Annotated in this window: 23 protein-coding genes and 1 pseudogene; 11 read left to right on the forward strand and 13 right to left on the reverse strand. The window is 69.6% G+C overall.

Annotated elements, in window-relative coordinates; translation table 11 throughout:
• Positions 1-482 precede the first annotated feature (482 nt).
• A complete protein-coding gene (locus OG711_RS37525; protein WP_178391019.1) occupies positions 483-632 on the reverse strand; it encodes a hypothetical protein in 150 nt (49 codons plus the stop codon).
• 409 nt (positions 633-1,041) lie between these two features.
• Here OG711_RS37525 and OG711_RS37530 point away from each other — a divergent pair, with 409 nt between their 5' ends.
• Entirely contained in the window at positions 1,042-1,452 is a 411-nt protein-coding gene (locus OG711_RS37530) for a hypothetical protein (protein WP_073788111.1), read from the forward strand.
• Here OG711_RS37530 and OG711_RS37535 read toward each other — a convergent pair.
• The gene (locus OG711_RS37535) at positions 1,427-1,849 is read right to left on the reverse strand and encodes a hypothetical protein (protein ID WP_329563369.1); all 423 of its coding nucleotides are present in this window, start codon (positions 1,847-1,849) and stop codon (positions 1,427-1,429) included. The genes OG711_RS37530 and OG711_RS37535 overlap by 26 nt on opposite strands.
• 270 nt (positions 1,850-2,119) lie before the next feature.
• Here OG711_RS37535 and OG711_RS37540 point away from each other — a divergent pair, with 270 nt between their 5' ends.
• The 4 genes from OG711_RS37540 to OG711_RS37555 all read left to right on the forward strand — a co-directional run bounded on the left by OG711_RS37540 (position 2,120) and on the right by OG711_RS37555 (position 4,615).
• Complete coding sequence (locus tag OG711_RS37540) at positions 2,120-2,308, forward strand: hypothetical protein (RefSeq protein WP_218623259.1); 189 nt, start codon at positions 2,120-2,122, stop codon at positions 2,306-2,308.
• A 2-nt stretch (positions 2,309-2,310) separates the two neighbouring features.
• Complete coding sequence (locus OG711_RS37545; RefSeq protein ID WP_329563371.1) at positions 2,311-2,601, forward strand: hypothetical protein; 291 nt, start codon at positions 2,311-2,313, stop codon at positions 2,599-2,601.
• A gap of 91 nt (positions 2,602-2,692) precedes the next feature.
• Positions 2,693-3,007: a hypothetical protein gene (locus OG711_RS37550; protein ID WP_329563373.1), complete on the forward strand. Its 315-nt coding sequence runs from the start codon at positions 2,693-2,695 to the stop codon at positions 3,005-3,007.
• A gap of 252 nt (positions 3,008-3,259) precedes the next feature.
• Positions 3,260-4,615 (forward strand): glycosyltransferase family protein, encoded by a 1,356-nt coding sequence (locus OG711_RS37555; RefSeq protein ID WP_329563375.1) that lies wholly within the window; start codon positions 3,260-3,262, stop codon positions 4,613-4,615.
• A gap of 467 nt (positions 4,616-5,082) precedes the next feature.
• Here OG711_RS37555 and OG711_RS37560 read toward each other — a convergent pair whose 3' ends face one another.
• The 3 genes from OG711_RS37560 to OG711_RS37570 form a co-directional block, all read right to left on the reverse strand.
• Complete coding sequence (locus OG711_RS37560; RefSeq protein WP_329563377.1) at positions 5,083-5,946, reverse strand: DUF3592 domain-containing protein; 864 nt, start codon at positions 5,944-5,946, stop codon at positions 5,083-5,085.
• 24 nt (positions 5,947-5,970) lie between these two features.
• The gene (locus OG711_RS37565; protein ID WP_329563379.1) at positions 5,971-7,074 is read right to left on the reverse strand and encodes a hypothetical protein; all 1,104 of its coding nucleotides are present in this window, start codon (positions 7,072-7,074) and stop codon (positions 5,971-5,973) included.
• 481 nt (positions 7,075-7,555) lie between these two features.
• Positions 7,556-8,140 carry a TetR/AcrR family transcriptional regulator gene (locus OG711_RS37570; protein ID WP_073788103.1) on the reverse strand — a complete coding sequence of 195 codons (585 nt, stop codon included), beginning with the start codon at positions 8,138-8,140 and terminating at the stop codon, positions 7,556-7,558.
• A 138-nt stretch (positions 8,141-8,278) separates the two neighbouring features.
• Here OG711_RS37570 and OG711_RS37575 point away from each other — a divergent pair, with 138 nt between their 5' ends.
• Positions 8,279-9,145 (forward strand): class I SAM-dependent methyltransferase, encoded by an 867-nt coding sequence (locus OG711_RS37575; RefSeq protein ID WP_329563381.1) that lies wholly within the window; start codon positions 8,279-8,281, stop codon positions 9,143-9,145.
• A 238-nt stretch (positions 9,146-9,383) separates the two neighbouring features.
• Positions 9,384-9,599 (forward strand): hypothetical protein, encoded by a 216-nt coding sequence (locus tag OG711_RS37580; RefSeq protein WP_329563383.1) that lies wholly within the window; start codon positions 9,384-9,386, stop codon positions 9,597-9,599.
• Between the two features lie 412 nt (positions 9,600-10,011).
• Here the strand turns inward: OG711_RS37580 and OG711_RS37585 are convergent, their stop codons facing one another.
• On the reverse strand, positions 10,012-10,803 hold the full coding sequence (locus OG711_RS37585) for a class I SAM-dependent methyltransferase (protein WP_329563385.1): 792 nt from the start codon (positions 10,801-10,803) through the stop codon (positions 10,012-10,014).
• A gap of 241 nt (positions 10,804-11,044) precedes the next feature.
• A complete protein-coding gene (locus tag OG711_RS39220; RefSeq protein WP_405675102.1) occupies positions 11,045-11,296 on the reverse strand; it encodes a recombinase family protein in 252 nt (83 codons plus the stop codon).
• On the opposite strand from OG711_RS39220, the gene OG711_RS37590 reads away from it, so the two are divergent.
• Positions 11,187-11,435 (forward strand): hypothetical protein, encoded by a 249-nt coding sequence (locus tag OG711_RS37590; RefSeq protein ID WP_329563387.1) that lies wholly within the window; start codon positions 11,187-11,189, stop codon positions 11,433-11,435. The genes OG711_RS39220 and OG711_RS37590 overlap by 110 nt on opposite strands.
• 222 nt (positions 11,436-11,657) lie before the next feature.
• Here the strand turns inward: OG711_RS37590 and OG711_RS37595 are convergent, their stop codons facing one another.
• Positions 11,658-12,335 (reverse strand): PhzF family phenazine biosynthesis protein, encoded by a 678-nt coding sequence (locus OG711_RS37595; protein ID WP_329563389.1) that lies wholly within the window; start codon positions 12,333-12,335, stop codon positions 11,658-11,660.
• Between the two features lie 35 nt (positions 12,336-12,370).
• Complete coding sequence (locus tag OG711_RS37600; protein ID WP_073788092.1) at positions 12,371-12,664, reverse strand: DUF1330 domain-containing protein; 294 nt, start codon at positions 12,662-12,664, stop codon at positions 12,371-12,373.
• Between the two features lie 334 nt (positions 12,665-12,998).
• On the opposite strand from OG711_RS37600, the gene OG711_RS37605 reads away from it, so the two are divergent.
• Positions 12,999-13,295: a winged helix-turn-helix transcriptional regulator gene (locus tag OG711_RS37605; RefSeq protein ID WP_329563391.1), complete on the forward strand. Its 297-nt coding sequence runs from the start codon at positions 12,999-13,001 to the stop codon at positions 13,293-13,295.
• Here the strand turns inward: OG711_RS37605 and OG711_RS37610 are convergent.
• Positions 13,274-13,507, reverse strand: a complete 234-nt coding sequence (locus OG711_RS37610) for a hypothetical protein (protein WP_329563393.1) — start codon at positions 13,505-13,507, stop codon at positions 13,274-13,276. The genes OG711_RS37605 and OG711_RS37610 overlap by 22 nt on opposite strands.
• Positions 13,508-13,588: 81 nt before the next feature.
• On the reverse strand, positions 13,589-14,254 hold the full coding sequence (locus OG711_RS37615; protein WP_329563396.1) for a DNA-binding response regulator: 666 nt from the start codon (positions 14,252-14,254) through the stop codon (positions 13,589-13,591).
• 67 nt (positions 14,255-14,321) lie between these two features.
• Between OG711_RS37615 and OG711_RS37620 the strand changes: the two genes are divergently transcribed.
• Together OG711_RS37620 and OG711_RS37625 are read left to right on the forward strand one after the other, a co-directional pair.
• Positions 14,322-15,170, forward strand: a complete 849-nt coding sequence (locus tag OG711_RS37620) for an oxidoreductase (protein WP_329563398.1) — start codon at positions 14,322-14,324, stop codon at positions 15,168-15,170.
• A gap of 780 nt (positions 15,171-15,950) precedes the next feature.
• Entirely contained in the window at positions 15,951-17,105 is a 1,155-nt protein-coding gene (locus tag OG711_RS37625) for an oxygenase MpaB family protein (RefSeq protein WP_329563399.1), read from the forward strand.
• Between the two features lie 467 nt (positions 17,106-17,572).
• Here the strand turns inward: OG711_RS37625 and OG711_RS37630 are convergent.
• Positions 17,573-17,761: pseudogene (locus OG711_RS37630) on the reverse strand (serine hydrolase); the annotation flags it as partial.
• A gap of 236 nt (positions 17,762-17,997) precedes the next feature.
• Positions 17,998-19,053, reverse strand: coding sequence for a protein kinase family protein (locus OG711_RS37635; RefSeq protein ID WP_329563400.1), 1,056 nt, complete (start codon positions 19,051-19,053; stop codon positions 17,998-18,000).
• Between the last annotated feature and the right edge of the window lie 573 nt (positions 19,054-19,626).

Consider the following 19,626-nt stretch of genomic DNA (forward strand, 5'->3'; position numbering starts at 1 on the left):
AGTAACTGCCATGCACCCATGACCCGGTCACGATTCGACCTGGGCCGGGACAAGCGTCGAGGCCTCGCGTGTATGACACATGAACCCAGCCGCAACGTCAGATATTGAATGATCAACAGCTGTGCGGGCGTGTTCTGCCGACCCGTGCCGACGCCCGACGCGGCCCGGCCCAGTTGACGAAGCGGCAGGGGAGCGTGGCACGGCGACCGCGTGGTGCCGGTGCGCGCGGCGGGTGCGCCTCGCCTCCGGACACACCCGCGCCTCGTCCCCTTGAGGTCCGGCCCGAACATGTGGTCTTCCACATCGCGGCCAGGCTGGCAAAGGCGCCGATGTCGCCGTGCGCACCCCGGTCGCCGCTCGTGACCACCGGGTGCGTGCACCAGGACAGCCTGGCGACCCCAGGTCGGGCGGGGGCGACGCCTCAGTCGTCGAGTGATGTTCCGGGCACCGCAGGACCAGCACGACCACTCACCGGGCAGTGCTCACCGGAACGAGAATCCGCACCCGCTGCTCACTCCCGTGTCCGCCTTCGCCACGGCGATCCCGAGGTGCGCCGTATCCGCGACGATCACGGTGACGCTGCTCGCGGGTGCCTCGGTCCGCCCGCCCGGCGGGATGTCCGTGTGGGTCATACGGGGGCGGTGGGCGGACGGGGGCCCGGGGGAGGGGCCCCACTTCTGCGCCGCGGGGGTGGCGAGGAGTGACGTGGGCCGTCGCCGGTTTGTCGGGTGACCCCGATGGAATCTTGGCGTCGGCGCCCTGCCGCTACCCGTACGGGGAGGTCCGAGTAGGCCGGTGAGAGGGCGGCCGAACGGCTGGCCCTGTCCGCAGGTTCTCCTCTGACCAGGCCTTTCGGCCCGCACGGGACACGGTCGTGTGGTGGGCCGGGGTATCAGGGCGGCCGGTCGTCAAAGGGACACGGGGTGATTTCGGTGCTTGTCTTCCGGTGTGAGCCGCTTCGGTTCCCGCTCATGTGGAATCGCGGTCCGGCTGTCGTGCCGGATCCTCCGGGCTCACCCTTCTCCCGACAGGGGTTCTCTCATGAAGCTGCACCGCATCGCCGTCACGTCCCTCACCGCGGGTGCCCTTCTGGCCGGCGGCAGTGCCATCGCGTGGGCCGGTGCCGACGCGCCCGCCGCATCGGCCGGTCGTACAGCGGCCGATCCCGTCGCCTGCGCGGCTTCGACCACAGCTGCCGCCACCTCGGCGGCCAACGCCGCTGCCGCCGCCGACGCGGCCAAGGCCGACGCGGCGACAGCCGCCGCTGCCGCCAAGGCCGTCGCCGCCGCGATCGCCGCGGCGGAGCCGTACGCGGTCCTCGCCGAGACCGCCGCCACCGCGACCGAGGCGACCGCCGCCGCGGTCACCTCCGCCGACGCGAGTGCCGCCGCCACCACGACCGCTGCCGCCGCCACCCAGGCGGCCGTCACCGCCTGCGCGGTTGCCCCCTGACCCACCGCTCCCGTACGGTCCCGGCGGCCGGGGTCGTCGTACGGGCCACGGCGATGGCCGCACACTTGTCGACTCCCCAGCCCGGGCTGCCGTCGCCTGGGGCGAGACGGCTCCCGTCGCCGCGGTGAACGCGGCGAACACGGCAGGTGGGAGCGGGGGCGCGGTGAACGCCCTTGATCCGTGAGCTGTGCCTCGCTCGGCCGGTTCCAGGGATCGGGACCCGGGTCCGGAGCAGGACGTCTCCGGTGTCCTGGACGGACAGGAAGGCGACCGCGGTGTCCTCTCCCACTGGCAGTGGGGTGAGCGGGTGGGTGGCGACCGCCTCGCCCAGGGCTCGCCACAGCACATACGCCGTGGTGTCCGACTCGATCAGCATCTCCACCTCGGGGTTCAGCACGGGCGCACTCTCCAAAAGTCGCAGGGGGTTTCTCCGGGAGCATCCGTGACCCGGTGGCACCGCACAGGCCCCGGCGATGTCTTGCGGCTCCACCGGCACGAGCGGCGCGGTGGCGGTGCTCTCGGGGACGACGGCTCCTCAGGTACGGGCCGCCCCGCTAACCGCGGCGGCCTCCAGGACACCCTCGAACTGCGGACCTGTGGACAGAGTCCGGCGCGGAGCCACTGAGGTCGGACCGATGAGGGAACGGGATCGGTCTAGGCTGCGGTGGTGAACTACAGCGAGGTCGAGGCAAGCATTCTCCGGCTGGTCACCGAAGCCACCGAGGACAGTGCCCGCGCCTTCGCGGAGCAGACCGTCACCCGCCTGGTCCGGCCGGAACTGCTGCGCGCCGCCGCCGAGGACGAACTCACCGAGGATGCCCGAACGGCCTCACCACCGGGTGCGCGAACGTCCTGATGATGGGCCCCGCCGAACTGCACGACCTGCTCGCGGCGATCGACGGCGGAATCCTGGTCGACGACGGTCTGGACACCGGAGTCCTCACCGCCGTCACCGCCGTCACCGCATTGGAGCACTGGAAGAACTACCTGGAGCAGAACCGGCGCAGCGAGCTCTACGAACTCGCCGTCCGTTCCATCGAGGACATCGACCATGAAGTGTCCGCCACCCTCGACGACTTTCTCGCCACACCGGAGATGGCGGCCGAGTACGCACGCATCCGCCGACTGCTGACCCCCGGACCGGAGTAGGCGGCACCCGCCCGCTGCGTACAGCAGGGCAGGGCCGATGGCAACGGCCCGGGTCACGTCGGCTTCGCGCAGCGTCCCGTGCGAATGGCACATGGCATCATCGGTGGCCAGTGAAAGTCGGTCGAGGCGCGATTTCGGTGGTCGGCGTTCGCGAGGCGGCGCGCGACTGTTCGGCCGTATCCCGTGGGAGGACCTGCGCGACGGCACCGAAGTCCGTGCTGAACCTGCCGCCTACGACGGGCCCGACGACTACCGGGCCGGGTTGCGCCAGGCGGCGCTGGACTACCGGCTGGACCGGCAGGACGGTCAACCGGTGCGGCTGGAAATCGTCTGCGAAGCAGCCGGGACGTTCCGCAGCCGGTCGCCGGCGCAGCGACCCGGGCCCACCCGGGCCGGAAGGGGCTGACCAGCACCGTTGCGTCCTCCGGGGACGGGGACGGGGACGGGGACCGGGTCACCGCTCGGCCAGGTCTCCGGCCGCTGCCAGGCACCCCTTCGGGCTCGCGCGAAGCGGCACCGCGATGGCGCGGCGGCGCGACGGACTACCGTATGCTTGTCACTCCATTGACTGCGAACCGTCGTCCTCATCGGCGCGCACCGCCGCCGGCTGTGGCCCGGCGACCGACCCACCGGAGGGCGCTCGGAAACGGGAGCGAGAATGACATCTGGAGCCGTCGAGGACACCCACGCACCGGCGGAGGCCCTGCGGGCGGAGATCGCGCGCCTCGACCGCCGCGTGGCCGAGCTCGAGGCGGACCGCCGCAGGCACGCGCACGGCTCCGGCTCCCTCACTCTCGATGAATTCCTCGAACCGGTCCGTCTCTCGCGCCGGGCCTTGGACCTGCGGCGGGCGAGCGGGGAGCCGCAGGACAAGGTGATCAAGGTTGTCCGGCCGTCCGCGGTGACGCTGCCCCTCTCCTCCTCCTTCCGCCGGGAGCCGCCGCGCAAGCCGGAGGACCAGCAGCCCGAATACCTTGAGCAGTTCGACGCCCGCACCCTCTTCTACGACGTCTTCCAGCACGGCGACGACGTGTGGCTGAGCGGCCCGCCGGTGAGCAACCTCAAGGCGCCGCTCAGCAACGGGGCCTGGCGCGTCGACGGCGTCGACGTCACGGGCGACCTCGGTCTCCGTGACTGGGGCCGCACACAGCGCTCGGTGATCGCGGGGGCCGGTGCGGGCCGCGAGCTGTCCTTCAGCCTGGGGAACGACAGGTTCAGCGCGGACATCGCGCCGAACGAGTCGGACCTCTTCGCCGGGCAGCGCACGATCATCACGAAGTCCAAGGACAACGACCTCGTCTGGATCCAGGACTTCCTGCGCTACTACCACCTCGTGCACGGGGTGACCGGAATCGTCTTCTACGACAACAATTCCACGCGCTACACCCCGCAGGACGTCGCCGACGCCATCGCGGAGGTGGACGGGATCACCACGGCCGTCGTCGTGGACTGGCCCTTCCCCTTCGGCCCGCAGGGCGGCCCCAACAAGATCTGGGACTCGGACTACTGCCAGTACGGGCTCCTGGAGCACGGCCGCTTCCGCTATCTGTCCCAGGCGGCCGGTGTGATCAGCGCGGACATCGACGAGCTGATGCTCGCCGATGACGGCCGGTCCGTCTTCGATCACGCCGCCGAGTCGGAGACCGGCGTCGCGATGTTCTCCGGCTACTGGATGGCCAAGGCGACGCGCACCCCGATGGCGTCCGACCGCCAGCGCCGCTTCACCGACTACCACCACCGTTCCAAGGGCACGACGACGGTGAAGTGGGCGGCCCTGCCGGGCGTCGTGGACGAGATGACCACGCAGTGGCGCGTGCACAGCGTCGCAGGCTCGGGAACCGTGAAGACCGACAAGGTCCACCACCGGCACTTCGCGGGTGTCAACAGCGGCTGGCGTTACGACCGTTCCGAGGGCGTCGCCCAGCCGGACGCCCACATCTACGACCCACGCATGAGCCGCGTCCTCGACATCGTCTTCGGCTCCAGCCCCGAAGAAGTCCGGGGCACCTGGTAGCCGCCCGCCTCGCCCGCCTGCGCGCCCGGAGCGGCGCGCAGGCGGGCGCGCACAGCGCGGCGCCGCACCAGAAGGTGGCGCTGAAGCCGGTCCGGGCGGCGACGAGGCCGGTGAGGGTGCCGACGAGAAGCTGGGCGACGCGGAAGGTCGCCGAGAGGAGGACGGCGGCGGCCCCCACGAGCGGCTTCTCGCCCAGCCGCCCGGTGAGCCGCCCCGTCCCGATCAGCAGCGGACAAAGCATGTTGCGTCCCTGAGCTGCTGAAAGCCCACGCGCGCGAGGAGGTACGGGCGAGCGTGCGTGTTGCACGGTCCTGCCCTGGCAGCGCGATACCCCGGGCCTGCTCCAAGGGGGGTGGTTGTTCCTATGGCGGGATCGGGGCTCCGGCGTCAGTGTTACGGGGCTGCTTGCCCGGTGTCACTCGCTGGAAGCGGATATGAATGCCGCTGAAGCAGGACTGAAAGGCCTCTCAGAGCATCGCCATTCCCGCCACGGCTGTCGCTGCGAGTACGACGACAAACAGAACGTGGAGTGTCACGCCCTGTTCCGCCGAGCGGTGTTCGGCGGCGCGGTCCAGTGTGAAACCGGCCGGGTCGGCGGACGGGTAGTGGACTGTGACGTCACGGCCGTACGCGCGGGCGGGGTTCGGGATGTTCGACGCGCAGTGGGCTGTGACGGCCGTGCCCTCACGGGTGGTGAACGACAGGACCGGGGTGATGGTGATCGAGGTGTCACCGTCGTCCTGGTTGGCTTTGACGTCCTTCAGAACCGCGACGACCCGTCCCCGCACGGTGTCCATCGAGGCCAGTCTCTCGATGCGGCGGTTCTTGGCGCGTACCGCCCCGGGCAGATGAACGGCGGCGACGACAGCCAACGGCCCGCCGGAGCCGATCAGCGCCCACGGCCACCCCCAGCAGACCGCGGCGAGGACCACCAGCCCCACGTAGACCAGGAAGACCGCGAAAATCGGCCAGCCGAGCCCACGACCGGGCTCCTCCGGAGTGCTGGAGAACCGGTAGGCGTGCGGTCTGCCTCGTGGGTGGCTGACCCCGATCTCCCGGCCCTCCCACGCAGAGGTGATCGTCTCGCCCCGCTCACCGTCGTTCGTCACCGTGACCTTCTGACCGGAGGCCGGGTCGCGGTAGGAGACGACCACCCATATCCCGCCCGACCGGGACCCGCCGTGCCGGGGCTCCCGTACCTGTTCGATCCGCCCGGTGAGCAGGACCGTCCGCTGCGCCTTGGTCACCCCGGCCAGCGACATGCCGTACCCGGTCAGCGCCACCACACCCCACACCGCGCACCACAGCACCAGGAACTCGTCCCACCTCATGCGCCGCTCCTCCTGCCGATCCCGTCAACTGCCGCTTTTCCGCAACACTTTGCCCCGGCCGTCCGCTCTCAGTGTTCCCGTGCTCCCGCCGTCGGTGACCACAACCATGAGCGTGAGCGAGCCGGTGACGCCGTCGGCGGTGAGCTGCCAGCTCCGCGGGGACTCGGCGCCGACGGTGGTCCCGGCCTCCTCGACCAGACCGGGAACGCGATCGTAGGGCAGGGACCTCGGGTCGAACCCGGCACGCTTCCCGCCGGTGAGGGAGAAGACGACCGTCAGCAGGCGGTCCCGCACGACGACGGAAAGCACCTCACGCCTGCCTGCGACCTGCGTCAACGACTCGACCGCAGCGCGTAGTTCACCCTCATCGAGCATCGACTTCCCAGGCCCGAGGGCGACCGTGCCTGTCGCCGAGGTCACGGTGACGGTGGACGATGTCACGGTGGTGGTGGACGACGAGGAGGAGACGGACGGTTCGGGGGCTCCGCTGTCGCCCCCCTGGGAGCCGAACAGGTCGGCACGGAACAGCAGAAGTACGGCGGCCGCGCCGAGCAGCAGCCCGAAGAGATTGAGGAGCCCGCTGGAACAGCCTTCCGGGGTCTCGCTCTTCATGGCCGGACCGGGCACCGAGTCGACCTGGGCCACGGCCGCCCGCTCCTCCCACTCCGGCGTCGGGCGCTTCACGATCCTTGTCTTCCACGGCCGGTCCGGCGGATACTCCACCACCACGACCGCACGCGGCCGGTAATCGGCCAGCTCGACGACGTTGACATCCTGCCGTATCTCGACACGGAAAGCGGGCGCGTCCTCCGGAACGACGGACAGATCGAACCGCACCGGCACGTCGCTGGTCTCACCCCCGACGGCCTCCCGACTCTCGATCACCGCGAGCGCCGTGCGCGGCGCGACGGCCGCCTCCCGGACACGGCGCGGCAGTGTGGCGAGGAAGAAGACAAGCCCGTAGACCGCGGGCAGGACCAGCCCGGTGAGGACCAGAGGCGCTCTCCCGACGACGCAGCCACCGATGAAGGCGGTCAGCGACGCCCCGATCACCCCGCCCGTCAGGAACCCCAGAGCGAGGTCGGCAGGCGTGTTGTGCGTGGGGGGCGCGCCCGCGGTGCTTGTCATGCCGCCGATTGTGCACGTCATGGGCAGAGGCCGACAGACCTGCGGATCGCGAGCGATACATCGCAACCGGCGCTGCGGATATCCACGCCCCGCCCCGATGGGGCTTCCAGACGCCTGGCCAGTTCGAGCGCGTTACGGTGGCCACGGCGTCTCGGCTCAGGCCCACCAGGATCGTCCCCGGATCAGGACGCCTTTCGTGGTGCTCCGCGAGATCGGGAGCGCGGCTGGGGCGGTGACTGACGCGGTTCGCCACGGAAGCAGCGGCGAGCGAGCGGAGCCGGAGTACGGGCTCAAGGGGCAGGAACTGAATGAGCGGCTGGAGAAGTGCGCCCGGTTCACCGCTGGACGGTGAAGGGCACCGACGGCCGGTGTGGGGTGAGCCGCTCCAGCCCATCCCTTCTCCGCGGCGCCCCGACATCTCGTGGACAGGACAGGAGCGCAGCTGTCTCGCAGCCCGCGTTCGCCACGTCCCCGTTTCTGACTAGCCGTCCAGCAACGCGGCCACAAGGCGCGCCATCGGGGGGCGCGGGTCAGGCGTGTCGGGTCGACTGGTCATCAGGAGGTGGTGGGCGGTTCCGACGATGGCGAGGGCCGGCGTGTCGGGGGCGATGCTCTTCGCCACCCGGCCGAGTTCCTGCTCGGCCTTCAGATAGTCGGTGATGGCTTCCTGGATCGCGGTGAATCCGGGTGCCCCGCCTTCCAGGGCATCGCGGATACGCAGTGCGGCGGCGGGGCGGGTCATGGCCAGACCCGCGATGGCGGGGCCGCCGGAGTCGAGCAGCGCGAAGGCGACGGCCGTGAGGTTTGTCTGCACCGTACCCTGCCCGGCGAGCCCTGAAAGGGCCTGGGCCTTCGCCGCTGTCCGCGCGAACCGGTCGAGGCAGAGCTCGGCGACGAACTCGTCGAGACCCGCGAAGTGTGTATGCAGCAGCCCTTTGGCGCAGCCCGCTTGGGCCGTGACGGATCTGCTGGTGAGTGCGCCGGGGCCGTCTCTCCTCACGACGTGCTCGGCGGCGGCGAACAGGAGCTCGCGCACGTCCGGCGTCGCTACTCCGCGCGGTGACATGGACTCCTCCTTCGTTCCGATTCCGCCGTTCCCCAAGGCGCGACCGTGTGGATTGTAGCGAGGATTGCCAGTTTGGGCACGTGCCCATAGTGTTTGGGCGCACGCCCATACTGCGGCCGTCCGCCAAAGGAGACACCTGTGCCCAACATCGTCAACACCGAGCAGGCACACGCATGGAACGGCGCCGAAGGAGCCCACTGGGTCCGCAACCAGGATCGCTGGAACGCCGTGACCGACGGCTTCAACGAGCCACTCCTCAACGCCGCCGGCATCACCGGACACCACCGGACCCTCGACCTCGGCTGCGGCTCGGGACAGACCACACGCCTCGCGGCGCTCCGGGCACCCCAAGGTCACGCGCTGGGCCTCGACCTGTCCGGCCCCCTGCTGGCCGAGGCCCGAACCCGCGCCGAGAGGGAAGGCATCGGCAATGTCTCCTTCACACAAGGCGACACACAGGTGCACCCTTTCGAAACGGGCACCTTCGACGCGGCGATCAGCCGCTACGGGGTGATGTTCTTCGCCGACCCCGTAGCCGCCTTCAGCAACGTCGGCCGGGCACTGCGCCCCGGTGGACGCCTGGCGTTCGTCTGCCCGGCCGATGCGGCGCTCAACGACTGGGTGACGGCGATGACATCACTGCGCGACCTTCTTCCGGTCGGTGACTTCGCGCAGCCGGGGGCGCCCGGCATGTACTCCCTGGCCCCGCCGGACCGCATCCGCGATGTCCTCACCGCGGCCGGATTCACGGGCATCACCCTCAACAAGACTCAGGTGTACGGGGTGTGGGGACACGGAGCCGCAGACGCGGCGGAGTTCATCCTCGGAACGGGTCCCGGTCGCCACCTGACCGGGCAGGCCCCCGCGGCCGTACGGACCCGCGCCCTCCACACGCTCACGGACCACTTGCGCGCCCACGAGACAGCGGACGGCACCGTCCGGCTGCGCAGCACGTCATGGCTGGTCACCGCGGATCGCCCGACCCGCCCGGCAGACAAGCCCTGACTCAGGACCATCAGCGCCCTGGACGTAGCACAGAGGCCGCCGCAGAACCGCTTCCACGACGGCGGTCCGGCAGACAAGCGGCTTGACCGTCGGCCCTGCGACGCCCCGGAGACAAGTCCGCACCACCGGGGGCGTGAACGGGGGATTCAATCAGGTATCCCGGGGCACTCTGCCCTCCATGACCACGGGCGGTGATTCCCCCGCTGCCTGTAGCCACGAGGAAGGAGGGCCCCCAGCGATGGCCGACCTGGATGACCCGTTGGGCCGGGACAGCGCGGTGAGCGACGCCGCCACACGAGCCGGACTCCTGCTTGCCCTGGGCTGCGCGGGCCTTCTCACCGTTGTCGGCTTGATCACAGCCTTTCTGGGGTACTCAGCCGGCCTCTGGATCGCGCTCGCGGGTGTGGTCTGCTCCATAGGAACGGCGTTGGCCATCCGCAACCGGCGGAGTTAGGGCTGCGGATTGCCCGGGTGCCCCTGTCTCCATGGGCCCCGTCGGCGGGGGAGTGGACTGGGCATGGTGTGGGGTCTGTAAACACGAATGGTCGGGCTCCCCCGCAACCAGCGGGGGAGCCCGACCATCCCTGGTGCTCGGCATGGTCTGGAGACGCCGGGCCGTCAGGGCACCGAGCACCCGCCGGTACTGGGAGCAGTGCTGGGCTCAGCGGCAGGGACCCGGATCATGCGTGCCCTCCTCTGCGGCGGCCTCCAGGAACTGGAGGGCGTCAGCCTCGTACGGGTCGGCGTGGCTCTGATGGTCGCTGGCCCAGCGAGCGGGGCTCAGCGAGGTTGGTGGGGCCGGGCCGGCACTGCGCTCCACTCGGCCCTTCGGAAACACGGCCGTTTCGGTCGGCCCCGCGGCTGGGTCAGCCCGGTTTGACCCCCAGCGTCGCAAAGTAGCTGGACATGTATGAAGCGGATGCGTTGGATTGGTGCGGCGCTTCCGCGAAGCCGGTGAGGACGAACCCCGCTGCGAGTTGCCCGCCGATCTGGTCGGTGAGGGTGTGGCTGTACTCAAGGGCGGCATCCGCGCCGAACTTCGTGGCGCGTTCCTCGGCGGAGTACTGCGTGACATCGCTGTAGGGCAGCTTGTGCACGACGATCAGTTCGCCTCGCTCGTCAAGCGCCTCGTGGTCGAACAAGTACCCATCGGGGTTGAGGAAGCCCGCGAGCAGGGTTCCGCCCGGTCGCAGGACGCGGAAGCACTCACGCCACACCGGTGCCAGGTCGGGTACGAACAGGTTGGACACCGGATGGAACACGACGTCGAACGTAGCGTCGCCGAAGGCGCTGAGGTCGCGCATGTCGCCCAGAACGGTGCGCAGTTCGAGTCCGTCGCGCGCCGCCACCATCTGGTCCTGGCCGAGCTGGCCGGGTGAGTTGTCGAACACGGTGACCCTCGCCCCCGCGGCGGCGAGGATCGGGCCCTGCTGGCCACCGCCGGAGGCCAGGCAGAGCACGTCCTTGCCGGTCAGGTCCGTCGGCAGCCAGGAGCGGTCGACCGGCTCATGCCCGACGAGAACGATCGACCAGTCGCCCGCGCGGGCGCGCTCGACTTCCTCAGCACTCACCGGCGTCGACCACTCGTTGCCCTCTCGGACGTACTTGTCCCAGGCTGCCCGGTTGTGGGCAGCGGGGTCGACAGCACTGTCCTGCACGTTGAACTCCCTGCTATGGCCGAGCGGACACCTGCGGTGCCGACAGTTCGGTGCCGCCAGCCAACACGATCGCAGGGTGCGGGCTCAACGGAATTTGCGGGCATCGAGGTGTTCACGGCGAGCGACACTGGCACGCCGGTTCGTCGCAGCGCCAACGTGTCGCCTCGAAGGCTTCCAGCGACATCGAAAGGTACGCACTCATCCACGATCAGGACGACCCGCCCCCAGTTGCACCAGGAAGTCAACGACAACCGCTGACCCCACAGGTGTTGTCGGTGAGCAGGGCAGCGGGGTCGTGCAGATAGTGGGAGGCATCGCCGGGTGGAACGCGGCCTCGCGGATGTCGTACGCGAGCTTCAGCGTCTTCTCCGACTTTGACGCGGGTGGAGATCTTCTCGGAGAAGACGCGCTTGCAGTTCGCGCGGTCGAGGGCGTCGAGCTGGGACTGCTGTTTCTGCTGGGCGGTGGAGCAACGGGCGTACCCGATCCGGATCGCGGCCGCGGTCGGCGCCGGCTTCTATGCGCGGGCCTGGAACCCAGGCCTGGCCGGGACTGCGGTCGTCGGGCACGGCGACGTCGAAGAGCTCGGCCAGGTCTGGCGACATCTGGGGCAGGCAGGGGCCCGGGGTTGATGGCCGATCACGTCCTACTGGTGCGACTCGTACCTACTCCTCCTCTCCTTGTCGTTCTTGTTCGGGCCGCCGCCCTGCCGGCGAGCCCGTCATCGTCTCGACCGGCCCTGGCTCGGTTGTGCCGGTCGGGGCTGCGGCCGCCACCGGGCGCCAACGCGTGACCGCGGCGGACAGCCCCAGCCCCATGCGCGGATCGCAGAAGAGGACGGTCCGGTCGTCGCCTCACTGTCCGTCGCGGACCACCGCTAACCCGCCGACGCGGGTCGTGATGCCCGCCGGCCCGCGTCGGGCCGGAGCGAGCACGCTGGCCGGTCGACCGAGGGTGTCGCCCTGCTCCACCTCGATCGTGACCGGAGCCTGTACGGCCGGCACGCCGCTGTCAGCCTGCCGAGGTGCGGGCGGACTCGGAGCAGCGCCGACCGGTCTTGGACCGGTACCAGCATGCGTGGAGTGCCGGGCGCGGCGATCCGTGGCGGTCGGATGCAGGTCGTCCGCGGTGAGCCCGAGCGCGGCGACGATGGCGGCGCGCTCGTCCGGTGCCGGGTGACGCAGCGCGACGAGGACTTGGTCGAACCACACCTCGATGCCGGCGGGGCGGCGGATCGCGACGGTGTCGAACGTGCGCCCGCCGGTGTGCTGGCGGCCGTTCAGCTCGCTCAGCGCGGTGCGGGTCAACCAGACTGCCTGCGCGGCAACGGTGCCGTGGCCGCAGCCGGACAGTTCGGCGATGGCCGTGAAGAACCGGACCGGCAGGCCACCGTCCGGTGTCCGCCCCAGGCCGAGGAACGTCGCGTGCGAGGTGCTGGCCGCAGAAGCGACCGCACGCCGGTCCGCGTTCGTCGCCGCCGGGTCGTCGTCGGTGCCGGCCGTGGGGCTACCGCCCCGCCCGTCGCGCCGCACGCACGCATCACCATGACATCCGGCCAGGACATCGCTCAGTCGATGCCTTCGACGATGCGGAAGTCGCGCTCGACGCCGTCGGAGAGGGCGACCAGCGCCTCCTGGTAGGCCGCACTCTCGCGCACCGCGACGGCCTGCTCGAAGCTGTCGAACTCGACCACGACCGTGCGCTCGGCGATTCCGGCGTCATACGCCTCGACCCGACCGCCCACGACGATGGTCCGGCCGCCCCCGGGCTCGACGGCCAGGGGAGCCAGCTCGTTGTAAGCAGCCAACTTCTCAGGGTCTGAAATGGTGCGGTAGACGCTGACCCAGTAGCCCTTGGGCATGGAACCTCCAGTGTCGGGATGAGTGCGTTTGACTCACGGGTTGGCCTCGGACGAGCGTCGGCGGGCGAGAGTGCGTCTTGTCGGCGTCGTGATCACCATGGCGCTGATGTCGACCGGCACCGCCGTGTCATGCGCGCGAGCAGCGCGCCTGCCTGGTCGGTGAACCGCGGTTCCGGCAGGGCTGTCCGCGATGTCGGCTCTCCCGTCGAGCTTGTTTCGAAATCAGAAACGCCTAGGTGGATGCTAGTGTTTCGAATAACGAAACGCAAGGAGGGTTATGCCGACACCGCGCCCAGGAACACCGGTTCGTGGATCGACTACCGGCCGTCCCCTCATGGCCGCGATGGACCTGTTCGGCCGTCGGTGGGCGCTGCGTATTCTCTGGGAACTGCGTGCGGGTCCGCTCGGCGCCCGCGCACTGCTGGCACGGTGCGAAGGGCTGTCATCCAGCGTCCTCTACCAGCGACTCCGCGAACTCGCGTCGAGCGGGATCGTCGCGCCCTCGGCCGATGGCTACGAACTCACTCGGCTGGGGACAGCGCTCCGTGATGCCCTTGGTCCGCTCGACGAATGGGCGAACGCCTGGGCGCAGGAGCAAGAACACCACGATCAGGAGCCCACGGAGACGTGAAGGTCACGCCCGACCAGGTGGAGCGGTGATGTGAGTCTCCGGTCCTCGTCGGCGCCGAGCCAGGTCCGGCCCGCCGCGTCAGGGAACCCCGGCCAGACGGCTACCGCGAAGGCGTACTTCCTGCGCGTGCCCGCGCTCGCGTTGCGCATCCGCGCCGAGGCGAAGAACCCGTCGACCTCATGCCGCGACCACCCGTCGGCCCGCAACAGCACCAGCTGCTCCGGCTGCGTGCCGTGCGCGTGCGCCCACTGCTCAGGCGGGCAGACCGCCCAAGGGTCGCGATCACCATGGTTCTAGCGGGGTAGCCCCAGCTCGCCTGCACGCAGCCCGGCCTGGAACCGGGAGTCGGCCTCAAGTTCGACCATCAGCTCGGCCACACGCCGCCGGTAGGTGCGCAGGGAGACGCCGAGCCGTTTGGCTGCCGATTCGTCGGTGAGGCCCGAAGCGAGGGCTTTGAGGATCATGCGGCCGTCGGCATCGAGGTGCGGGACGTCGCTGCGCAGATAGCTTTCGAGATCGACGGCGGCGTCCCAGATCGCCCGGAACAGCGAGTGAACACCGTCGACCAGGATCTGTGACGTCGTCACGGTGTACTCGCGGCCGGTGGGGGTCTCCCGGCCGGCAAGGATCATCACCCGCCGGTCGATGAGGATGGTCTCGTGCGGCAGCGGCGAACGGCTGATCCGAACGAGAGCGCCTCTACTCCGCACCAGCCGCAGATGCGCGCGGGCCTCCTCGTCGGCGAGTGCCACCGGGCTGAGCAGCTTCCGAGGGGTGAAGCCGACGGGATCCGCCGCGCGCATTCGAGTCCGGACCGCGGCCCTGGCCCCCAGCCGCGACCAGGTCTGGAGATCCCGGGCGGCGCACAGGAACTCGGTCCGCGCGGACTCGAAGAGATGACCTGCGCGCGCGATCAACTCCGCGTCTCCTCGCACTGAGAACACCTCTTCGTTCCGCATCCCGCCAGTCTGGCAGCAAGCTGCCACGAGCTCGCCGGGAGTCGCGCCGGCGGACACCATCAGCGTCATGACGATCAAGACTTTCTCCCTCGGCGGAGAGCTGACGATCAACCGGCTCGGCTTCGGCGCGATGCGCCTGGCGATGGGCACCTTCGCCGGTCCGGCGCGAGATCCCGAGAAGGGCATCGCGGTGCTCCGCCGGGCGGTGGAGCTGGGCGTGAACCACATCGACACGGCCGGTTTCTACGGCAGGGACGCGGTGTGGGCCAACGAGCTGATCCGTACGGCATTGACCCCCTACCGTGATGATCTGGTGATCGCGACGAAGGTGGGGCCGTTGCCCGGGCCGAACGGTGTGCCGAGCGGGCAGGCGACGGCTGACCAGCTACGCGGCCTGGTCGAGGCGGATCTGCGCTGTCTGGGTATCAACCGGCTCGACCTGGTCTATCTGCGGGTCGGCGGGACGACCGGTCCGGGTGGGGAGTCGATCGCCGAACGGTTCGCGGTCCTGGCCGAGCTCCGCGCGGAGGGGCTGATCCGACACCTGGGCGTCAGCAACGTCGACGACGCCCAGCTCGCCGAGGCCCGGGCGATCGCGCCCGTCGCGGCGGTGCAGAACAGGCACACCGGTGATATGGGGCTGCTGGCGGAAAGCGAGGAGGCGGGCATCGCTTTCGTGCCGTACTTCCCGCTCGGCGGCGGAGTCGGCAGCGGCCCACTCGACGCCGAACGGCTCGGCAAGGTCGCAGCACGTCTGGGCGCGACCACAGCGCAGGTCGCGATCGCGTCGCTGCTGGCAACCTCGCCGACGGCGCTGGCGATTCCGGGTACGGGTTCTCTCGAACACCTGGAGGAGAACCTCGCGGCGAACGATCTCAGGCTCAGTGACGAGGACCTGTCCGACCTGCGAGGCTGACTGGTCGGCTCCGGAAGTCAGCTTGCCTGCCATGCCCGTTGCCGCCGCCCGCCTGATATCCCTGACTGCCACCGAGCGGCACTGGCTGAAGAAGGCAGCCTGCGGCCACAAGACCGAGTACCGGCTTCGAGTGCGCGCAGATCGTGCTGCACACAGCCCGCGGGCTTCGCAGGCTGCCGGGTGCCGGGTGCCGGGTGCCGAGGAATGTGGTGGGCTCGCAGCGCAGCCGGCTGCGGTCGGTGCAGCCGAGCCGGCGGCCGTGGAGGCAGGCCGCAGCGTGACCGGCGCCGGGGTGGATCAGGGCGACGGCGATCGTCCCGGTGTCGTGGTCGTCGCCGGGGCGCGGGTGTACGCGTTCGACGAACGGGCCGACGCACACGGTGGCGTCGAGGGCGTGGGCGGACGTCCAGGGCCGCGGGTCGCGTACGGCGGTGAGCATCGCACGGAACTCGTCGGCGGCCTGGTCCACGGCGGTGAGGGCGCCGGGAGCAGAGCAGCGGCGGGTGGCGCATGCCCTGATTCACGCGGGGGCGTACGCCCCCTTACTCCTCCTGGGTGACCCTCTCGGGACGCCGATTGCGGCAAGATCGAAATCAGTGATCTTGCCGCACAAGCTTCCTCCGTTCATGCCGTCGGGTTGCGCGAGGGCCCAGCCCTCGGGAGCGGGCACTCAGGGTCCTCTTGCGCGGTGCGGAGGGCGTCCCCTGTGCCGGGAGCGCGTCAATGCGCAGGTCACACCTACCGCGTGGTCAATTACGTGAACGCATGAGGAGTATTGATATGGCGTTGACATCGGCAACGGTCGCGACCGAGTTGGAGGCCGCGAGCAAGGTCGGGGATCCCCCCGCCGACGCGCTTGTTTCCGATCTGCTCAAGAACGGCGAGGTCGACGGGGTCAACGCCCTGTTCCGGACGATCGGAACGCTCAAGCCCGACACGGATCTGTCACGGCTTCCCGACCGGCTGGCGCAGTTCCTGCGGGAGGCCGCCGCCCCGCCGCCGGACTGGAGCGAGGCAGACGTCAAGGCCGCCGAAGGCTTCTTCGGACACCACCACGGCACCGCCTCGATGCTCCAGGGCACCGTCGGACTCATCGGCACCTACCTCTCACCCACCGGGGCGTTCACCCTGCGCTCCACCGGCCGCCTGGGAGGTGTCGAGGGACCAGGACGACGGTTGTCGCAGTCCTCCCGGCTGTTCCTCGACATGGGCGACAAGAACGCCATGCGCGACGGGACCCTGGCCGCCGCCGTGACGAAGGTGCGCCTCGTGCACGCCTCGGTCAGGCAGCTGCACAAGCAGAGCGGCCAGTGGGACTACGACAAGTGGGGCGAGCCGGTCTCCCAGAAATACACCACCGGCGCCGCCTGCATTTTCAGCACCCAGATCCTGCAAGGCATGAGGAACCTCGGTATCGATGTCTCCGCCGATGACGCCCGCGGCTTCATGTGCGCCTGGCACTACGTCAACCACTACCTCGGCACGCCGGAGAAATGGCAGCTGCCCAAGGACGCCGACGAGACCGAGCGGCTGTGGAACCAGGAACGGGACAAGGAATGGCAGAAGACCGACGACGGTGTCTTCATGACCGCCCAGGCAATCAAGTTCTACCGCGACCTTCTGAAGCCCGGGGCCAGTGACGCGTACATCGCGCTGACCCGCGTAGCGCTCACCGACAAGTACGCGGACATGGCCGGCGTGCCCAAGAGCCCCCTCGATCTCGTGGGCAAGCCGCTCGCCGCCGGCCACGGCCTCGTCAGCGGAACGGCCGGCGGCCTCTTCGGCGGAGCTACCCAGCGGACCGTCGGCGTCAACCCCTACAAGGATCTCCTGGGCGTCGCCTCGAAGGCGTTCAACGACATCGAAAAATACGCACTCACCCACGACCAGGACGACCAGCCCCAGATGCACCAGGAACTCGACGACAACCGCTGACCCCCAAGGTCCCACCGTCCTGACTGAACCGCCAAGCGCATGGGAGAGCACCGCGCGCTTGGCGGCTGCGGCCCCTTGCACAGGCCAAGGACGGAGGCAACCGGCCCCTCAGCCCCGATTCAGTTCATAATGGCTGACCTTGACGGAGAAGTCGTCGCACGCGGTGCGCACCCCGGTTGGACGAGCCCTCGGTGCGGGTCTTCCACGAGCTGTACGCCACCCGCGACGCGTTCCAGGCCCACGAGGAGCAGGCCAACACCCAGCGCTTTCTCGCGGCCCGGCATGCACAGTTCCGGTGTCGGCAGTGGGATAGACGCGTGTCCACGGTGGTCGTCAGCTGCGCCAGTTGCGCGGGCCTCGGCAGTCGGCCACTCATGAGCCCCTGCCAGAAGCGGGTCAGGTCGCGGTGGTGGTGATCAGTTCACCGGCTGGACCGGCCCAGCTGTAGTTGAGCCTGGTGGTGTCGATCAGCGGCCCGCCCTCGGTGAACTGCTCGTAGCCTCTGGCGTGCGGATGCGGCAGGTACGCCCACTGCTGGGGCGGAAGGTGTGGGAAAGGTGCAGCGGCCGCAGGATGCGGTCGGTCACCTCCGTGGACCAGTCACGACCGGTCACCTTCTTGATGATCATGCCGAGCAGGATGCAGTTGGTGTTGGAGTACGACCACTCCGATCACCGGGCTTGTGCCGCATCGCCATCGCCACCAGCCGCTCCGGCGGTATGTCGTCGTTCCAGTGGCGGCGGTACCCCTCGGCGGAGCTGAGGACCGGCAGGTCGATGGTGTAGTCGTACGGGCCGCTGGTCTGCTGGAGCAGCCACCGCAGAGTGATCCCGGTGTCACGGTCGCCTGCCCGACGGCCGGATCACCACCTGCCTATGACCGGCTGCTGCTGTCACGTGCTGCGCTTCATCCGAGAGATCGCCACCAGCGGATGGCGAGTTGCCCGGCTCTCCTGCTGGAACTCGCGGTAGAAGTCGCCCATCGCCGCGGCGACCGGTGCGTCACGGACGAGAAGCGCGGCGACCGACGCGGGAACCCCTTCCGGAGGCACCCCTTCGGCGCACGCGTTCACAAACACCTTGCGTTCCTCCGGGGTGCAACCGTGGAGAGCGACGGCAAGCCAGTTCACCAGGTGGGTGGCGGCGTAGCACCGGTCGTAGGTGCGGTGCTCGTCGAAGAAGTCGGCCTCGTCCCGTGCGAGGTCGAAGCGTGTGGAGATCGCGAGGCCGTAGTCCGTGAAGAAGAGCCGTCGGCCGTCGGTGAGGATGTTCTCGAAGTGGGCGTCGAAGTGCAGAAACCTGCGGGCGTTCATGAACGAGAGGCCGGCTGCCAGCTCGTCGTCGACCATGGCGCAGGCCCGCTCGGCCGCCTCGTCGCCGGCCCCTATCCGGACGCCCAGCCAGTCGTGCAGGTTGTGCGGGATGTACTCCAGGAACAGCACAAGGCTTGCCGTGGACTGCCGGAGAGCTTCGATCCGGCGGCGTACCGCTGGTCCGCCTCCCCAGTAGGCGACAGCCCGCTCCACGTCGGCCAGTTCCTCGGGCAGCGGCCGGCCGGAGTCCGGGATCACCCGCCAGTGGTACATCAGAGGGAAGCCGTCATGGTCTCCCGCGATCACCCAGTTCGTCGTCATGGTGTGTGCGGCCAGCTCCCGCCAGGCCCCGAACCCCGGGCCGCCGATCGTACCGATGCCGTAGTGGCAGAAGGCCGGCAGCCCGAACAGATTCGCGGTGGAGTGAACATGCCCCGGCCGCCGCTCCAGATCGGTCAGCCGCACCTGCTTGACGAAGACCCGGGATCCCTCGACCTCCAGCAGGACCGTCTCCCCGCCGATGCCCGACCCCAGCGGCGCGCCTGCGTCCACGAACTCGCGCAGACCGCTGTCACTGCGCGCCGCCAGCGAGGTGGAAACCGCGCTGTGGGCGGCCAGACGAGCACCGCGCGACATATCAGGGCCCTTCACTCGCGTCTCCCCTCGTGCCCCGCCCCTTCTTCACGGCTTCAGCAGACACCGGGACGCGGCCAAACGCCACCCTCACCACTCTCACCATCCTCGTCACCCGGGACACGACCCACGATGGCACCTTCCTTCGTCCTGAACCTCTGCTCCCGGCCATCGTTGTTCTCACGCCCTGTGAAGCCCGACGCGTACCTGTCCCTCGCCAGCCTGTCCAGAACGAACCTACGTGACGCGGACCTACGTGGCGCGGGGTCTGCATGGCACCTCTGGCTTGACGAAAGCAGGTTGCTTCGGCCTGTGTTGACGGTAGGACGCAACTACTGGGGTGGGTTTCGTAGCTTCGTCGCAGCTGGCACGCACCGGCAGGACTGTGCCGGGCTGCCCGGCCGGAGGCCATTCACGTCCGGGCAGTTGGTGGTGGACGACCTCGGCCCGGGTACCGCGGCCGGTCAGGATCTGCACGAGTGCGTCGGCGACGACGACCGCGCGAACGTCGGCCGTCCTCGCCGCCGGCCAGCACCCTCGACCGCAGGTTGCGCGCGGCATCGGCGTCCAGCAGTG

It is taken from the genome of Streptomyces uncialis (genome assembly GCF_036250755.1).
In the GTDB taxonomy this organism is placed as follows: Bacteria; Actinomycetota; Actinomycetes; order Streptomycetales; family Streptomycetaceae; genus Streptomyces; species Streptomyces uncialis.

Excerpts from the sequence above, each read along its gene's own strand:
- OG711_RS37560 (WP_329563377.1), bottom strand. The coding sequence starts at position 5,946 with ATGAGGTGGGACGAGTTCCTGGTGCTGTGGTGCGCGGTGTGGGGTGTG.
- OG711_RS37565 (WP_329563379.1), bottom strand. The coding sequence starts at position 7,074 with ATGACAAGCACCGCGGGCGCGCCCCCCACGCACAACACGCCTGCCGAC.
- OG711_RS37580 (WP_329563383.1), top strand. The coding sequence starts at position 9,384 with ATGGCCGACCTGGATGACCCGTTGGGCCGGGACAGCGCGGTGAGCGAC.
- OG711_RS37605 (WP_329563391.1), top strand. The coding sequence starts at position 12,999 with ATGGCCGCGATGGACCTGTTCGGCCGTCGGTGGGCGCTGCGTATTCTC.
- OG711_RS37635 (WP_329563400.1), bottom strand. The coding sequence starts at position 19,053 with ATGTCGCGCGGTGCTCGTCTGGCCGCCCACAGCGCGGTTTCCACCTCG.
- OG711_RS37570 (WP_073788103.1), bottom strand. The coding sequence starts at position 8,140 with ATGTCACCGCGCGGAGTAGCGACGCCGGACGTGCGCGAGCTCCTGTTC.
- OG711_RS37555 (WP_329563375.1), top strand. The coding sequence starts at position 3,260 with ATGACATCTGGAGCCGTCGAGGACACCCACGCACCGGCGGAGGCCCTG.
- OG711_RS37625 (WP_329563399.1), top strand. The coding sequence starts at position 15,951 with ATGGCGTTGACATCGGCAACGGTCGCGACCGAGTTGGAGGCCGCGAGC.
- OG711_RS37620 (WP_329563398.1), top strand. The coding sequence starts at position 14,322 with ATGACGATCAAGACTTTCTCCCTCGGCGGAGAGCTGACGATCAACCGG.
- OG711_RS37600 (WP_073788092.1), bottom strand. The coding sequence starts at position 12,664 with ATGCCCAAGGGCTACTGGGTCAGCGTCTACCGCACCATTTCAGACCCT.
- OG711_RS37530 (WP_073788111.1), top strand. The coding sequence starts at position 1,042 with ATGAAGCTGCACCGCATCGCCGTCACGTCCCTCACCGCGGGTGCCCTT.
- OG711_RS37545 (WP_329563371.1), top strand. The coding sequence starts at position 2,311 with ATGGGCCCCGCCGAACTGCACGACCTGCTCGCGGCGATCGACGGCGGA.
- OG711_RS37615 (WP_329563396.1), bottom strand. The coding sequence starts at position 14,254 with ATGCGGAACGAAGAGGTGTTCTCAGTGCGAGGAGACGCGGAGTTGATC.
- OG711_RS37525 (WP_178391019.1), bottom strand. The coding sequence starts at position 632 with ATGACCCACACGGACATCCCGCCGGGCGGGCGGACCGAGGCACCCGCG.
- OG711_RS37550 (WP_329563373.1), top strand. The coding sequence starts at position 2,693 with ATGGCATCATCGGTGGCCAGTGAAAGTCGGTCGAGGCGCGATTTCGGT.